This window comes from Sporosarcina sp. ACRSL (assembly GCF_022346605.1).
In the GTDB taxonomy this organism is placed as follows: Bacteria; Bacillota; Bacilli; order Bacillales_A; family Planococcaceae; genus Sporosarcina.
The window spans coordinates 1-16028 of record NZ_JAKRNT010000025.1; the positions used below are offsets into that span (position 1 = coordinate 1).

The 16028-nt window shown below is 42.7% G+C and carries 14 protein-coding genes and 1 rRNA gene; 10 read left to right on the forward strand and 5 right to left on the reverse strand.

Annotation, left to right across the window (positions count from 1 at the left end; genetic code table 11):
• Window positions 1–382 precede the first annotated feature (382 nt).
• Complete coding sequence (locus MHZ92_RS21065; protein WP_370644798.1) at window positions 383–1585, reverse strand: MalY/PatB family protein; 1203 nt, start codon at window positions 1583–1585, stop codon at window positions 383–385.
• Between the two features lie 63 nt (window positions 1586–1648).
• Here MHZ92_RS21065 and MHZ92_RS21070 point away from each other — a divergent pair, with 63 nt between their 5' ends.
• The 4 genes from MHZ92_RS21070 to yugI all read left to right on the forward strand — a co-directional run bounded on the left by MHZ92_RS21070 (window position 1649) and on the right by yugI (window position 5357).
• The gene (locus MHZ92_RS21070) at window positions 1649–1915 is read left to right on the forward strand and encodes a DUF1871 family protein (protein WP_239433683.1); all 267 of its coding nucleotides are present in this window, start codon (window positions 1649–1651) and stop codon (window positions 1913–1915) included.
• Window positions 1916–2018: 103 nt separating this feature from the next.
• A complete protein-coding gene (locus MHZ92_RS21075; protein ID WP_239433684.1) occupies window positions 2019–2573 on the forward strand; it encodes an RNA polymerase sigma factor in 555 nt (184 codons plus the stop codon).
• Window positions 2563–4737 carry a hypothetical protein gene (locus tag MHZ92_RS21080; protein ID WP_239433685.1) on the forward strand — a complete coding sequence of 725 codons (2175 nt, stop codon included), beginning with the start codon at window positions 2563–2565 and terminating at the stop codon, window positions 4735–4737. Before MHZ92_RS21075 ends, MHZ92_RS21080 begins: the two co-directional genes overlap by 11 nt.
• A gap of 245 nt (window positions 4738–4982) precedes the next feature.
• On the forward strand, window positions 4983–5357 hold the full coding sequence (yugI, locus tag MHZ92_RS21085; protein ID WP_239433686.1) for a S1 domain-containing post-transcriptional regulator GSP13: 375 nt from the start codon (window positions 4983–4985) through the stop codon (window positions 5355–5357).
• A 44-nt stretch (window positions 5358–5401) separates the two neighbouring features.
• Here yugI and MHZ92_RS21090 read toward each other — a convergent pair whose 3' ends face one another.
• Entirely contained in the window at window positions 5402–6715 is a 1314-nt protein-coding gene (locus MHZ92_RS21090; RefSeq protein WP_239433687.1) for a sigma 54-interacting transcriptional regulator, read from the reverse strand.
• 148 nt (window positions 6716–6863) lie between these two features.
• On the opposite strand from MHZ92_RS21090, the gene pruA reads away from it, so the two are divergent.
• The 3 genes from pruA to MHZ92_RS21105 all read left to right on the forward strand — a co-directional run bounded on the left by pruA (window position 6864) and on the right by MHZ92_RS21105 (window position 11206).
• Window positions 6864–8408, forward strand: a complete 1545-nt coding sequence (pruA, locus tag MHZ92_RS21095) for an L-glutamate gamma-semialdehyde dehydrogenase (RefSeq protein ID WP_239433688.1) — start codon at window positions 6864–6866, stop codon at window positions 8406–8408.
• A gap of 273 nt (window positions 8409–8681) precedes the next feature.
• Entirely contained in the window at window positions 8682–9875 is a 1194-nt protein-coding gene (locus MHZ92_RS21100; RefSeq protein ID WP_239433689.1) for an ornithine--oxo-acid transaminase, read from the forward strand.
• Between the two features lie 86 nt (window positions 9876–9961).
• Window positions 9962–11206, forward strand: coding sequence for a Glu/Leu/Phe/Val family dehydrogenase (locus MHZ92_RS21105; protein WP_239433690.1), 1245 nt, complete (start codon window positions 9962–9964; stop codon window positions 11204–11206).
• 140 nt (window positions 11207–11346) lie between these two features.
• Here the strand turns inward: MHZ92_RS21105 and MHZ92_RS21110 are convergent, their stop codons facing one another.
• Window positions 11347–11583: a DUF378 domain-containing protein gene (locus MHZ92_RS21110; protein WP_239433691.1), complete on the reverse strand. Its 237-nt coding sequence runs from the start codon at window positions 11581–11583 to the stop codon at window positions 11347–11349.
• A 106-nt stretch (window positions 11584–11689) separates the two neighbouring features.
• On the opposite strand from MHZ92_RS21110, the gene MHZ92_RS21115 reads away from it, so the two are divergent.
• A complete protein-coding gene (locus MHZ92_RS21115; RefSeq protein ID WP_239433692.1) occupies window positions 11690–12856 on the forward strand; it encodes an iron-containing alcohol dehydrogenase in 1167 nt (388 codons plus the stop codon).
• A 31-nt stretch (window positions 12857–12887) separates the two neighbouring features.
• Here the strand turns inward: MHZ92_RS21115 and MHZ92_RS21120 are convergent, their stop codons facing one another.
• The gene (locus MHZ92_RS21120; RefSeq protein ID WP_239433693.1) at window positions 12888–13898 is read right to left on the reverse strand and encodes a cation diffusion facilitator family transporter; all 1011 of its coding nucleotides are present in this window, start codon (window positions 13896–13898) and stop codon (window positions 12888–12890) included.
• A 15-nt stretch (window positions 13899–13913) separates the two neighbouring features.
• Complete coding sequence (locus MHZ92_RS21125; protein ID WP_239433694.1) at window positions 13914–14636, reverse strand: MgtC/SapB family protein; 723 nt, start codon at window positions 14634–14636, stop codon at window positions 13914–13916.
• Between the two features lie 116 nt (window positions 14637–14752).
• Between MHZ92_RS21125 and MHZ92_RS21130 the strand changes: the two genes are divergently transcribed.
• Window positions 14753–15643, forward strand: coding sequence for a DMT family transporter (locus MHZ92_RS21130; RefSeq protein ID WP_239433695.1), 891 nt, complete (start codon window positions 14753–14755; stop codon window positions 15641–15643).
• 318 nt (window positions 15644–15961) lie between these two features.
• Window positions 15962–16028: ribosomal RNA gene (locus MHZ92_RS21135) — 16S ribosomal RNA — on the forward strand; the annotation flags it as partial.

Below are 16028 nucleotides of genomic sequence, written 5' to 3' on the forward strand. Positions count from 1 at the left end.
ATTAGAAAACAGATTATCGATTATACTAGACATAGATAGTGCATCCTCCTTGGTTTTTGTAGTGATTAACCTTGAGGATGCCCTATCTTTTTTGTGCTTACACAGACTATTGTACGTCACCGGGTTCCGCGCCCAAAGTAGGGGGTTCCGCGCCCGAAGTAGAGGGTTTCGCGCCCAAAGTAGAGGGTTTCGCGCCCAAAGTAGAGGGTTTCGCGCCCAAAGTAGAGGGTTTCGCGCCCAAAGTAGGGGGTCCCGCGCCTAAAGTAGAGGGTTCCGCGCCCAAAGTAGAGGGCTCCACGCCCAAAGGAAAACAATTCTCGTCCTTTGCACTGCTTTCCATAAAAAGAACGGAATCCAATTTAGATCCGTTCTTATATCAAACTTATTCCATGGCTTTAATAAATCTTTTCACTCCGTCTTCGACAATCGAACGAGGAGTCGCAACGTTCATGCGAAGGAATCCTCTTCCCGCTTCGCCATATTTCGAACCTGGTTCAAGTGCAAGTTTTCCTTTATTCAATAATCGATCCATCAACTCTTCTTCAGATAGCCCTGTTCCACGATAATCAATCCACAATAAATATGTCGCATTCGGTTTTTGGATCTGAATTCCTGGAACTTCTTCTGTTAGTGTTTTGATGACATAATCCATATTGGCCGAAATTGTTTCAAGTAGGTTTTCAAGCCATTGTTCGCACTCAGTGTATGCAGATATTAGAGCGGAGGAAGCAAACGCGTTCAATTCCATTTGACCATGTGCCAGCGCGCTTTGTTGTAGTGCATGCTTCAAGTCTTCTTCTTTTGTAATCATAATGGCAGCTTGCACACCCGCCAAATTGAAGGTTTTCGTCGGAGCGACACAAGTAATAACTTGTCCGCCTTCCTCTTCGGCAAGCTTTGCAAGAGGAATGTGCTTACATCCAGGAAGGACAAGGTCCGCATGGATTTCATCAGAAAGAATCAACACATCGTATCTCTTGCATAGGCGGAGAATTTTACGTAAATCATCCTCTTTCCAGACAACGCCCCCAGGGTTATGTGGATGACAAAAGATGAATAACTTAACATCTTGCTGCAAAGCATTCTCGAAAGCCTCGAAATCGATGGAGTAATGGCCGTTCTCTTCCTTCAGTCTACACTCGACAATGTTCCGTTTTTGATTGCCTGGTACGATTGAAAACGGGTGATAGACAGGAGGGGTAATTAAAATATTATCTCCTACATTCGTAAATGTCTCGACAACCGTGGCAATTGCCGGAACAACGCCGTGGTGGAAGAGCATCCATTCATTTTCAGTCTCCCATCCGTGACGCGAAGAAAGCCATGACCGGACTGCATCTTTGCATTTTGTGCAGATATAGGAATAGCCAAACACACCATGGTCCAATCGCTCCTGCATCGCTTCGATGATCGGTTGAGGAGCTTTGAAATCCATATCAGCGATCCACATTGGCAAGACTTCTGAAGCGTCTTCCACCCCATAAATAGCTTCCATATTGCCCCACTTCACAGAACGTGTATTTTTACGGTCAATCACTTGTTCGAACTCTTTCATCCAAATATCCCTCAATTCATTTTTTTTCATTACTTCTTTGTCATTACTATGCTATCATAAATGAAAGAAAAGAAAAAAATAAGGTGACTTATCGTGCAAACAATTGAAATTGAAATGAATAAAAAAGCAATCATGCTGCTAGAAGAATGGGATCCCTTTAATGTCGGCAGAAAAGCATATGAACTTGAAATTGCCGATGTAGTTGCGGAGCTCGAAGTTCTCGATCATCCGACAGATCTCGCGAAGCGCATTCGTGAGATTTATGAACATTCTTATGAATTATGGATACCCCTAGAAAAATGCATGCAAATAGCATATAAGTTATTAGCAATAAAATACGAAGCAAAAAGTATAGTGTAACAGTGACCGCATCTACGAAAATGTAGATGCGGCTTTTTAATTGAAACAAATCCCAAGTTCTTGTCGTATCATCAACAGAGGGGATAGAGAGTGAGGGGGCATTATGGAAGAGACTGATTTGATCGTTCGAGCGCAAAATGGGGAAAGAGAAGCGTTTGCGCAATTAATGAATGTGCATTATCGAACCGTTGAGAAGTTCGCGTACCAATGTGGCGTACGCCTTGACGATATACCGGATGTGACGCAGGAAGTGTTTATTAAGCTTTATCGGTTTCTGCCACAATTCAACCAGCAAAGATTCACGACTTGGTTATATAAAATTACGTTAAATACAGCACGTGATTACTATCGGAAAGAAGGAAAGGAGACAGCGAAGGAAGAGCGGATGAAAAAGACCGGAAGCGCATCTGCCCAACAATCTGCCGAACTTCAAGTCCTTCTTTTTGAAGAAGACCGTGAATTGCATGAAGCAATCGTGCAACTTGATGAAAAATATAGGCTTCCTCTTATCTTGTTTTATTTTCAAGACTTGACGTACCAGCAAATTGCCGATGTTTTAAACATTACGTTGGCATCGGTGAAAACGCGGATTTTCAGAGCAAAGGACAACTTGAAAAAAGAGATGAACTTAAAAGGAGGGGTAACGCATGGACAATGACAATTTCGAGAAACGGATGGAATTCTTGAAGAAGTCGTACGATCGCGTGCCTTCCAATTTCAATCCGGATGATGTTTTACAAAAGATTGATGAAGAAGGAAATATCCGACCTATCGAAAAGAAAAAAACACATAGGATCAGACAACGTCTTACTGTTTGGACAGTAAGCATTGCGAGCGTTTTTGTGATTGGGCTCATCGGGGCTGGGTATGTTTTTGATGAAAAACAACAAGCGGATGAAACAGTCCTTGACTCAGAAGAGTTAGATGACTATATCGAAGAGCTAAAAGCGAAATACGAAGTTGAAAGGGAAAAACGCCGGGAGATGTTGAAATTAGATGAGGAGTACTTCGAGCAATATGCGGGACCCGGTTCAATTCCTATGCTCTCTTTTGAGAGTTACGTAAATAATGTTAAAAAATCTAAGAATGCAAAAGAGATTCTATTACAAGAATTTAATCGAGCTGTTGAAGGTATAAAGTTACCCTCTGAAATGATTCAAGATCTGAAAAGTAAACCATTAACGGAAGATGAGGAAGAAAGCATTGCATTCATTGCTACGTACCGTCAAAAGGTAAAAAGATTGATTGCCATTTACGATCAGATTGTTGAGGAGAATCGTGAGGCAATACAGGAATATGAAGTGGATCCAAATATCGATAAAGCTGAAATCATGATGTATAGCAGCAAAAGCTTTCCAGAACAGCTGCAAAACATCATCAATACGATGAAGGATCAGTCAATAAAGCTTCAAACAGGGAAGTACTCAGGTGAAATCGAGGCGCGATATTATGATTCATCGCTCCATCGAGAGCTACAAGGAAAACTTCATGATAACACGTTTGGTTACCAAAAAATGTTGACAGAGGAGCCTTATATGTACGGGGCGGTTCTTGAACTTCCAGTCCACGAAACAGTATGGAGTGTTGCTAGCATGGAGTACACCCTCGTGAATGTGGAGCAGGATTCTACTTTATATCCCGTCTTGAAATCGTATTATATTACACTGTTCAATGAACTCATGAAAGGCAGTGAATATACTAAAATCTTTGATGGAGACGGAGTGTTGCTTCCCGAATACCAAGAGGCATGGAGAAGTATGGCAAGTGGAGGGCAAGCAACCCCAATGCGTTACATCTTGGATCCGATTATCACAGAGATGGAAGCATCGGGATGGCGGGAGTCGGCTAGTTGGGATTCACTTGACTATTATGATTTGGAAGAAGCACTCGTCTTGTATAGGGAAGGGGTGCTCGAGGAATATATGTACGGGGAAAGACCTGACTTCCAAGACATCACGGTTCACCTGCCGGATGATTCATTTGACAAAGAAGTTCAATCATTATATGCCGATTTCAAAATGTCACATGATAAATCATTATTAAAAGGCGTATCACCCATACACGTACTTGGCGTATTTGATTATGCAAATAAAATGGATGATCCTCAAACAATGTATTATTTATACAATAAAACTGCATTTTATGATGAATCCGGTATTGACTATACGCTTGACTTTTACGTGGATAATTGGAAAAAAGGTCTATCGTTTTTCAGGAATGCAACCGAAGTCAAATTCTTCAAAGATCGGGCTTTCCGAAATGATAGAACTTTTCACAGTGCGGTTATATTTCCGGGATTAGATAGAGAAGTATCGATGATTTATACCGAAGAGGGAATTTGGGAAGTGGGTACAATGCGGATGGATAGCTTACCTTCCTACCATTCTAGTCCGGAAAGGGATTTCAAAAATGACGTAATGGATATGAGTGCTTTTTACTATGAGGGGTTAGTCAGCGTTGATAATGTTGACAGCCATTTAAGATGGATTCAACCATTGGAGATAATCGGCATGTATTTCTATGCCGGTGAAAAAGGATTTTTTGAAACGCAATACGAATTGTTCTATAAAGGGGATGGATCGGAAGTAGTCGATAAGGAGACGTATGTGCAAAATCCCGAGAAGTACTTTCTGCCATTCGATGAAAAGATGTATACTAAAATTTCATTCCAAGGTTTTGAACAAGACGAAAATGGAAACTGGCCAGGCATTGCTACACTTACTGTAGACACGGAACTGTATCCCGGACTTCCTTCCGAAAGGAAATTCCATATGCTTTGGACGGAAGACGGTTGGAGAGTCAAATTTAAACCGTTTGAATAACCAAAGCAGGAAGACTGTCATAATTTGGCGGTCTTTTTCTTCGAGGAACTTATTACGAGGAAATCATGAGCAATGGAATTTGGAAGGAGCTTGGTCCGAAAATAAACAAAAGCAGAGTTGGGGGAAATTTGTGATTCTTTCCAATATATCTATCAGTGGTTTTGCTGTGTAAGGGCTTTCTATGGTATAATAGCGGATGGCCGTATAGGCAGATTCGATACCAAAATGATTGGGAGCTGTTTCACATGGGTAAAAAATATGAAGTGGGGGAAGAGTTGACTGGCAAAGTGACAGGAATTCAGCCATATGGAGCATTTGTTGCCCTTGACGAAGAGACGCAAGGTCTCGTCCATATTTCTGAAATCACATATGGCTATGTCAGGGATATTAATGACTATTTAGCTGTCGGTGATGAAGTGAAAGTGAAAGTGTTGGAGGTCGATCATGGTGCAGGCAAGATCAGTTTATCCATCCGCGTACTACAAGAAGAGCCAAACAACAACCATAAAACAAACCGCCCCCGCAAATCGCTGCAAGATAGAGTAAAAGAGCATGATTCGGAAGGCTTCAATTCATTAAAAGACAAACTGAAAGATTGGATCGATCGATCGGGGTATTAACCTTATCGACTGAGCAATACAAAAATCGGGAGAAAGGCTTACGCCTATCTCCCTTTTTTTAATTTCCTCAATCGATATTGAAGGTTTTGTCTGCTCATGCCAAGTGCATTTGCCGTTTTAGTAATATTATCATCGTGGAGCTTCATTGCTTTTTGCAAATAATATTCTTCGGCTTCCTTTAAATAGCGATCGAGTGGCATCAGTTCCTTTTCGGGATGCACGATGAAATCGATAGCCTTTGTCGGTTTATCCCCGATGCCATCACTTTTCATCCGGAAATGGAGAGGCAGCATCTCGTACGTTAAAACCGTCTCAGTCGTTGCGAGGGAAGATATTTCATCGAGCAAAAATTCCAGCTCTCGCATATTCCCCGGCCAATCATAGCGCAGAAACAGCTCTTCCACTTCCTTTGTAATCCCGCTGAGAGAAGAACCGAAACGCTCTTTCCGACGTTCGAAATAAGTAGTGACGAACGATAAAATATCCTCTTTTCGTTTCCGCAGTGGAGAAATCCGGATTGTGAAGGAAGCGAAGAAATAATAGAGTTCCTTTAATAGACTGCCTCTCGCGATCAGCTCGACAGGGTCATCTCCGATGCTTGCCATGAATTGGCGACCGGGTTGAACTAATTTTTTTAACAACGTGAAAAGATTTTGCTGAAGTGAAATCGATAACAAGTCGATTCTTTCACAGAATAACGTGAACGGCTCCGACATATTCAAATCCTCGTCAAGCCGATTAATTAGGGCTGCATCCGTTCGATGACAATAGAGCGTATAGAATGGACCGTTGGCTGGAGACAACTCGTTATGGATACTCTCAGCAATCACATCTTTACCGGTACCTGATTCACCTATTAGCAGCACAGGTAATTTTGCGCTTGCTGCTTTTCGTGCTGTTGATACGACCGTTTTCATTTCATCCGATGCAGCGACAATTTGATTAAAAGTGATCGGATCGCTGTTCTTTCGTAATGGATGCAAAACGAACCTTTCAAGCGCAGTCACATCTCTCGCAATTTCAACCGCTCCGACAAGTTCACCCTCATGGAAAACGGGGTATGTATCATTGATGGTCGTAATTTCATAGCCTTTTCGGTTCCAGTATGTCTGTTTGACATTCAGCTGTTCCTTGCCGCTCTGAAGTACTTTCAATAATGTACTCTCTTCCTGATCGAAGTTGAATAACTCCAGGATGGAGCGATCTCCGACTTCTTCAAGCTCCAAGCCTTCAATAGCCTTCATTTTATTATTATAGATAACGGTTCTCCCGGAACGATCCACAGCATGGATACCGACACCGGCTTGATTCACCGCGAATTCATATAAAGGAAAAAGACGTTTATCAATTTTTTGCACGAATGAACACCGTCCGTTTACTATTTTCACAAAATAGACAAAAACACTTGAAATGTGCAACAATCTCTTGCATTATTATATATGGAACTAGAGATTGAATGCAAATTTATTTTGCGCCTAACAAACTTACGAACTGAGGAGGAGTAATATGATTCCCTACAAACACGAACCATTTACAGATTTCACACAAGATGAAAACAAAAAGGCTTATGAGGAAGCTTTGAAAACTGTCGAAGGCTATCTTGGGCAAGACTATCCGTTGATCATTGGCGGAGAGCGTATTATGACAGAAGACAAACTCGTTTCGACAAACCCTGCGAACAAAGAGGAAGTGATCGGCCGTGTTTCCAAAGCGAGCCGGGATCTTGCTGAGAAAGCGATGAATGTAGCCGACGAAACATTTAAAACATGGAGCAAGGTGAAGCCTGAATTCCGTGCGGATGTTTTGTTCAAAGCAGCTGCCATCATTCGCCGCCGCAAACATGAGTTTTCAGCTTTATTGACAAAAGAAGCAGGTAAACCTTGGAATGAAGCGGATGCAGATACAGCAGAAGCAATCGACTTTTTGGAATACTACGGACGTCAAATGCTGAAATTGAAAGATGGCATGCCTGTAGAAAGCCGTCCTGGTGAATTCAACCGATTCGATTATATTCCTCTAGGAGTCGGCGTTGTTATCTCGCCTTGGAACTTTGCATTGGCAATTATGGCGGGTACTACTGTAGCTGCTTTGGTTACAGGAAATACAGTCTTATTGAAACCGGCATCGACGACAACTGTTATCGCTTATAAATTCATGGAAGTGCTTGAAGAAGCGGGAATGCCTGCAGGAGTTGTCAACTACATACCGGGTTCAGGTGCTGAAGTCGGCGACTATCTTGTTGACCACCCAAGAACGCGCTTCGTTTCCTTCACAGGTTCTCGTGAAGTAGGAACGCGCATTTACGAGCGTGCTGCGAAAGTGAACGAGGGACAAATCTGGTTGAAACGCGTTATCGCGGAAATGGGCGGAAAAGATACGATTGTTGTAGACAATGATGCAGATCTTGAACTCGCAGCCCAATCAATCGTCAAATCGGCATTCGGATTCAGCGGACAAAAATGCTCTGCATGTTCACGTGCAGTTATCCATGAAGAAGTATATGATCAAGTTGTTGCACGTGTTGATGAATTGACGAAAGGATTAACGTACGGAGATCCTTCAAAACAATCTAACTTCACTGGTCCGGTCATCGACCAAGCGTCTTTCGATAAAATTATGAGCTACATTGAAATCGGTAAGGAAGAAGGACGTCTCATTGCAGGTGGAGAAGGGGATAGCTCGAAAGGATTCTTCGTTGCACCGACTGTATTTGCGGATGTCGATCCGAATGCTCGCATCATGCAGGAAGAAATCTTTGGACCGGTTGTTGCACTTGCGAAAGCGAAAAACTTCGACGAAGCAATTGAAATTGCAAACAATACGGACTACGGTTTGACAGGCGCAGTCATTACAAACAATCGTGAACATATTGAACAGGCACGACAAGATTTCCACGTTGGGAACTTGTACTTCAACCGCGGCTGCACAGGCGCAATCGTCGGTTACCAACCATTCGGCGGATTCAACATGTCCGGTACTGACTCAAAAGCAGGCGGTCCAGACTACTTGCAACTGCATATGCAAGGTAAAACAACTTCAGAGACATTTTGATTAATTTTAGGGAATAATAGATAATTAGAGATTCTCAGCCTGATTGAAAACGCTTGTCAAGGAAGGCAACCTAAGAGCGCCACGTCCTGTGGCGACGGTTGCATGACTCGCATCCTGCGAGCCCGCGCGTAGTGGAGCGAAGACGCGAATAGAACTTAAGTTCATGAGCGGACGAGCGACACGAGCAACAACGGATGCGAGCGTTTGTCAACAGGCTGAGGAAGTAGTTTACGGACTACTTCCTACGATACATACAAATGGGGAGGGAAAAATATGTCGGTATCTGAGAAAATCATTTCACAAACGAATAAATATGGTGCGAATAACTATCATCCACTGCCAATTGTCATTTCTGAAGCGGAAGGGGTTTGGGTGAAGGATCCTGAGGGGAATAAATACATGGATATGCTATCCGCGTATTCTGCAGTGAACCAAGGACATCGCCACCCGAAAATCATTAAAGCGTTGAAAGATCAGGCTGACAAAGTGACACTGACTTCTCGTGCTTTCCACAACGATCAACTCGGTCCGTGGTATGAAATGGTCTGCAAACTTTCCGGCAAAGAGATGACATTGCCGATGAATACAGGTGCGGAAGCTGTAGAAACAGCTATCAAAGCGGCTCGGCGTTGGGCGTATGATGTGAAGGGTGTTGAAGACGGGAAAGCCGAAATCATTGGTTGCAACGGAAATTTCCACGGTCGTACGATGACAGCGGTCTCCCTTTCTTCAGAAGAAGAATATAAGAGGGGATTCGGACCGATGCTTCCAGGCATCAAATTGGTGGATTTCGGTGATTTAAAAGCTTTGGAAGATGCGATTACTCCGAACACGGCTGCATTCATCGTAGAACCAATCCAAGGGGAAGCGGGTATCCTCATTCCACCTGCTGGTTATCTGAAAGCGGCTTATGAACTTTGTAAAAAACATAACGTCCTATTCATTGCAGATGAAATCCAAGCGGGTCTTTGCCGTACCGGTAAAATGTTCGCATGTGAATGGGAAGGCTTCGAACCTGACATGTATATCCTCGGCAAGGCTTTGGGCGGTGGTGTATTCCCGATTTCTTGCGTCGTAGCAAACAAAGATATCCTCGGTGTGTTCAATCCGGGATCCCACGGTTCTACATTCGGAGGCAACCCGATGGCATGTGCTGTCTCAATTGCTTCTTTGGAAGTTTTACAGGATGAGAAACTTGCAGATAAGTCACTTGAGCTAGGAAACTATTTCATCGAACAATTGAAGAAAATTGGTCATCCGGCGATTAAAGAAGTACGTGGCCGCGGATTGTTCATCGGAGTCGAATTAACTGAGGAAGCTCGACCTTATTGTGAAAAACTGAAAGAGCTCGGCTTGCTCTGTAAAGAGACTCATGAAACTGTCATCCGTTTTGCACCACCGTTAATCATTACAAAAGAAGAGCTAGATTGGGCCTTAGAGAAAATTAATAAAGTTTTTACAATCTAAACAAATAGTTCACAAAACATATTTGCTGTATGATACAATATGTGCGGAAGAAAAAACATTATGAAATCAAAGAGGCGAACTTTTACATGACTGAAAACCTGAATCTGTTTACGTCTACACAAGTTGTCATTAAGGAAGCACTTGACAAACTAGGCTATGATGAAGGAATGTATGAACTTCTAAAAGAACCAATCCGCATGGTGGAAGTTAGAATTCCCGTGCGTATGGATGATGGAAAAGTGAAAGTATTCACAGGTTTCCGAGGTCAACATAACGATGCGGTTGGTCCGACAAAAGGCGGCGTTCGTTTCCATCCTGCGGTAACTGCGGATGAAGTGCGCGCATTGTCGATGTGGATGACATTGAAAGCGGGAATTGTCGACTTGCCATATGGCGGCGGTAAAGGCGGAATTGTCTGCGATCCGAGAGAAATGTCCATGGGTGAATTAGAGCGTTTAAGCCGCGGTTATGTACGCGCATTAAGTCAAGTAATGGGGCCGACAAAGGATATCCCTGCACCGGACGTTTTCACAAATGCTCAAATTATGGCTTGGATGATGGATGAATATAGTAGAATTGATGAATTCAACTCCCCTGGTTTTATTACAGGTAAACCGATTGTTCTTGGCGGTTCCCAAGGACGCGACCGCGCTACTGCGGAAGGTGTAACCATCATTATTAACGAAGCTGCGAAAAAACGTGGAATTGATATGAAAGGTGCACGCGTTGTCATTCAAGGATTCGGAAATGCGGGAAGTTTCCTTTCCAAATTCCTTCATGACGCAGGCGCGAAAGTAATCGGTATTTCCGATGCATATGGTGCACTTCATGATCCGAATGGCTTGGACATCGACTATCTATTGGACCGTCGTGATAGCTTCGGAACAGTAACAACACTTTTTGATAACACAATTACGAATAAAGAACTATTGGAACTAGATTGTGATATTCTTGTTCCTGCGGCAATTGAAAACCAAATCACTGAAAAGAACGCTCACGATATAAAGGCTTCAATCGTTGTAGAAGCTGCTAACGGTCCTACAACTTCTGAAGCGACAAAGATCCTTACGGAACGCGGAATCCTTCTCGTGCCAGACGTTCTGGCTAGCGCAGGCGGCGTAACAGTTTCTTACTTCGAATGGGTTCAGAATAACATGGGTTATTACTGGTCAGAAGAAGAAGTTCGCGAAAAAATGACGACGAAAATGGTCGACGCATTCGAAAACGTCTACAATGTTGCAACGACAAGAAGCATCGACATGCGTCTTGCAGCTTATATGATCGGAATCCGTAAAACCGCTGAAGCATCACGCTTCAGAGGATGGGCATAAACAAAAGAACTCTATAGATGCTCGTAACGCTAGGCTTTTACTCGCAAAAGCCGTTCTGCGCAACGGCTTTGGCTGCCGACTGGAGCTAGTTGATAATGAAATGTATATTAAGCATCTCCTGGATAACGGGAGATGCTTTTTTATGCTTCTTCCGGTTCCGCAACAGTGACAGTCTCCGTGTTTTTATCCTGCATAGTATTAAAAAGCAATCCTAAAGTGAGGAGTCCGGAAATGCCGACGATAAAATAGAAGAACCGCGCAACTGGCTCAGCATGCCCATTGGCAAATTGCGCAACGACATCGAAGTTGAATAGGCCGACGACTCCCCAATTGAGGGCGCCTATAATCGTAATAGCCAACGCTAGTTTTTGAATCAAAACATATCACCTCCTACAAGACAGGATTCCCAATCTTCGCCTTTCCATACTTGCAACGTGCATTTCAATCTTGGATAATAAACTGTAGTAAAGGGAGGTCATCTAATTGAAAGAATTTACTTTTCAAAACCCGGTAAAATTGATTTTCGGGAAGAACTCCATTAGTAAGCTGGCGAAAGAACTATCCGCTTATGGAAATAGGATTCTCGTCGTCTATGGTGGAGGAAGCATTAAAAAGAACGGTCTATATAATGAAGTAATGGAAATTTTGAAGGCAGAGCAAAAAGAAGTGTTTGAACTAGCAGGGGTAGAACCGAATCCGCGAGTCAGCACTGCTAGGAAAGGTGCCGCACTATGCAAAGAGCATAATATAGATTTTATTTTGGCGGTTGGTGGTGGTTCTGTTATTGATTGTACGAAGTTAATTGCAACTGCAGCGAAATATGAAGGGGATCCGTGGGATTTTGTTATAAAAAAAGATTCTCCAAAAGACGCAATTCCTTTCGGTACCATTTTGACGTTAGCAGCAACTGCTTCTGAAATGAATGCAGGTTCAGTCATTACTAATGAAGAAACTGAAGAGAAATATGGATGGGGAAGTCCATTCAACTTCCCGAAATTCTCGATTCTCGATCCGACTTATACGCTTTCAGTACCGAAGGATCAAACTGTTTACGGCATTGTCGATATGATGTCGCATATTTTTGAACAGTACTTCCATAGTGCGACGAATACTCCATTGCAGGATGAGTTATGCGAAGGGGCTTTGCGGGCAATCATGGCTGCTGGTGAAAAGCTCGTTGATGACTTGCAAAACTATGAGTTGCGAGAAACGATCCTATTAGGTGGTACTTGGGGATTGAACGGATTTTTAGGTATGGGGAACGCCGGTGGGGACTGGGGAACTCATAATATCGAGCATGCTGTATCCGCGGTGTATGACATTCCTCATGCTGGCGGATTGGCCATTCTTTTCCCGCATTGGATGAGACATACTTTGAAATTAAATCCATCGCGTTACGCAAGGTTGGCCGTGAAGGTGTTCGGAGTGGACCCTAAAGGCAAATCGGAAGAGGACATTGCAATAGAAGGAATTCAAAAGCTGAGAGCATATTGGACAGCAATCGGTGCGCCTGAACGGCTTGCGGATTACGGCATCGATGATTCGAAAATCGACGTAATGACAGAGAAAGCAGCAATCAATGGACCGCTTGGCAAGTACGCCCAGTTGAGTGAAGAAGAAGTTAAGTCCATTTTGGTGGCGTCATTATAAAATGAAAAAAGTAGAGGGAGACTTCAGCCCTCTACTTTTTATTTTCAGGCAGCTTCTTACGGGATTCATCAGATAAAGTTGTTTCGTTAACACCTTGCCATGTTCTAATACCATCATCTTCATCAAACGAGATCAATGCGTCGCGTACGCCTTTTTGCTTTAAGACTAGCTGCATGAGACGGTCTCTAACATCGTCTATATAAGCGACCGTTTGCGTCGGATCAACTTCAGCGATTACTTCGACGTGTAGGTATTCCCCTTCTTTAATAACTTCGACTTTTTGAATGTCTTTTACATCTGGATCTTCAGCTATTATATGTGCGATATGGTTCAACATTTCCTCATCGGTTTCGCCGATAGCTCCTCTAGCATTATCAAGAAATACTCTGCCGACAACGTAAAACATCATAATACCAATGAGCACAGAGGCGATTCCTTCTGCAGCAAGAAATCCTGTGTAGTGAGCTATTAAGACAGCGGAGAATGCCAATACGCCCCCAAGTGTTGCAACTAAGTCTTCCATAAAGACCAATTTAGTGGCGGGTTTCGCGTTCTTCAGATTGGTCAAGCTATAGGTAAATGCTTTCAACCCTGTATATGCATGCCCCGATTCATGCGCAACCTCCTTGGATGCCTTAAATAAGACGAATACCTCAAGAAGAATTGCAGCCCCGAGTACACTTAGATTGATGATGATTCCTTTTGTTTCAACGGGATTCAAAATATGATGCCAGCCTTCTTTTATTGCCTCGTACGACATGATGCCAACGACAATAACGGCACCTAAACAGACGAGGTTGACAACTCTTCCAAACCCGTTCGGAAAATTCGGCGTTGGTGCCTTCTTGGATAGTGCAGAACCGATATAGACAAAAAACTGGTTGGCTGCATCACCTAAGGAGTGCAACGTTTCTGCAAACATGGCGACGTTTCCTGTTAAGACATAAGCGACTGCCTTTAGAATGGCGATGACGGTATTGACAATACCCGCCAATAGCGATGGCTTATTGCCATCCTTAAGCAAGCGAAGAATTTCATTCATATGACTGTGCCTCCATTAAGGAAAGATTTCTATTTCGACTGATTCAATATAAGGTAGTTCAGTCAGTTCGGTATATAATTGGGTCGTTTCTTTTTTGGGCAATGCATTTAGACGGAAATCGACTTCATGTACGGATGGTTTATCGTCAAAATGCATTTGGCGAATACGCAAATTTTCTACTGACATGTTTTCGGAATTCAAGATCCCGATTAAGTCATCAATTTTACTCTTATCCGAAATGACGACAATGCAAGAGGCTTCCTTCGAACGGATTCTTTTCGGTCCGAATTTAGCGAGTAAAGGTGCAATGACTTCAATGACGAAGAGAATGCTCAATACGGCAAATGCCGCTTCAATATAAAATCCAGCACCAACGGCAATTCCAATACTTGCAGCCCCCCAAATCATAGCGGCTGTCGTTAAGCCGGTAATATTATCGTTTTCTCTTCTTAAAATGGCACCAGCACCGAGAAACCCAATTCCACTAACAATTTGTGCGGCGAGTCGCAAGGGATCCATTGTCACATTAATATCATCTCTTGCTGGGACAAGATATGCGGCTTCAATAGAGACGATAGTTAGCAGGCAACTGAAGGTGGAAATGACTGCACTCGTTTTTAAACCGATGGGCTTCTTCTTAATTTCCCTCTCTACCCCGATAATTAAACTTAAACCTAAAGCAATTCCGATTTTAATCAATACTTCCGGATACATTGAGTTATCGATAATCCATTCCATTTACTTTCCCCCTACTATCATCATCCTGATGAAGTTATGCTATACTCTTCATATTGTCTTTATCCTAAAATCGTTACGAACTAACCCGTATTCCCTACGAAAGAGAAGTGTACATCTTGGAAAAACCTACAATTCATCCATACATACCGATTATCATTGGCGTCATTTCAGTAGCGCTCTCTGCAATATTCGTAAAACTAGCTACGGCAGATGCTGGTGTCATCGCTTTTTATCGTATGTTCTTTACAGTTATTCTCATGCTTCCAATATTTTTATTGAAATATCGGAAAGAAGTATTCCTATTGACGAAGAAAGACTGGATCTTTTCGGGAGTTGCAGGTGTTTTCCTCGCCTTTCACTTCATCTTATGGTTTGAATCGTTGAACTACACCTCGGTTGCAAGTTCAACAGTTCTAGTTACATTGCAACCGATCTTCGCATTCGCAGGCACTTATTTCTTCTTTAAAGAGAAGCTATCGGTAAAAACGATTTTATCGGCAGTCATTGCAATTGCGGGAAGCGTCATCATTAGTTGGGGTGATTTCCAATTAAGCGGAACCGCCCTTTTTGGAGACATGCTTGCTTTGGTCGCTTGTGCATTGGTTACCGCATACATGCTTTTCGGGCAAGAAGTGCGTAAACGACTGTCTCTTATTACTTATACGTTTCTTGTATACACAATCAGTACAGTTACACTCTTTTTTTATGTGCTGATCAAAGGAGAGTCGTTCGGTCCGTACTCAACTTCGAACTGGTTCTGGTTCTTCATGCTTGCACTCATTCCCAACCTGCTAGGTCACTCTCTATTTAACTGGGCAGTTAAATGGGTCAGCACGAATGTTATTTCCATTGCTATACTTTTTGAACCTGTTGGCGCATCAATTCTTGCGTTCTATATCCTTCACGAGAAACTTTCTGCATCCCAAATAACAGGCGGAATCGTTGTTATAGCAGGCATTCTCTTGTTCATTGTTGATTTAAAAAAGCTTCGCGGAAAATTATTTTAAAAAAAGACTTGATTTCTTAATCTACGATGATGTATATTATTACTTGTCCTTAAGAGGCAACAGCAACTTCGGCAAAGTTAAAAGAACGAAGTGAAAAAAGATATGAAAAAAAGTTGTTGACTTGATAGTGACGAGATGTTATGATTAAGAAGTCGCCGAAAAAGGCGATGAACAATGAACCTTGAAAACTGAACAGCAAAACGTCAACAAATAATGTCTCGAAGCCGACCCGTCGGCGGACAGACAAAACGAATCTTCGGATTCAAATTGACATCTTAAATGATGCCAGCAAGAAACTCGAGCTACTCGAATTTCTCTATTATGGAGAGTTTGATCCTGGCTCAGGACGAACGCTGGCGGCGTGCCTAATACATGCAAGTCGAGC

Coding starts and splice junctions, on each gene's coding strand:
- MHZ92_RS21080 (WP_239433685.1), top strand. CDS start 2,563: ATGGACAATGACAATTTCGAGAAACGGATGGAATTCTTGAAGAAGTCG.
- MHZ92_RS21100 (WP_239433689.1), top strand. CDS start 8,682: ATGTCGGTATCTGAGAAAATCATTTCACAAACGAATAAATATGGTGCG.
- MHZ92_RS21125 (WP_239433694.1), bottom strand. CDS start 14,636: ATGGAATGGATTATCGATAACTCAATGTATCCGGAAGTATTGATTAAA.
- MHZ92_RS21105 (WP_239433690.1), top strand. CDS start 9,962: ATGACTGAAAACCTGAATCTGTTTACGTCTACACAAGTTGTCATTAAG.
- yugI (WP_239433686.1), top strand. CDS start 4,983: ATGGGTAAAAAATATGAAGTGGGGGAAGAGTTGACTGGCAAAGTGACA.
- MHZ92_RS21075 (WP_239433684.1), top strand. CDS start 2,019: ATGGAAGAGACTGATTTGATCGTTCGAGCGCAAAATGGGGAAAGAGAA.
- MHZ92_RS21120 (WP_239433693.1), bottom strand. CDS start 13,898: ATGAATGAAATTCTTCGCTTGCTTAAGGATGGCAATAAGCCATCGCTA.
- MHZ92_RS21065 (WP_370644798.1), bottom strand. CDS start 1,585: ATGAAAAAAAATGAATTGAGGGATATTTGGATGAAAGAGTTCGAACAA.
- pruA (WP_239433688.1), top strand. CDS start 6,864: ATGATTCCCTACAAACACGAACCATTTACAGATTTCACACAAGATGAA.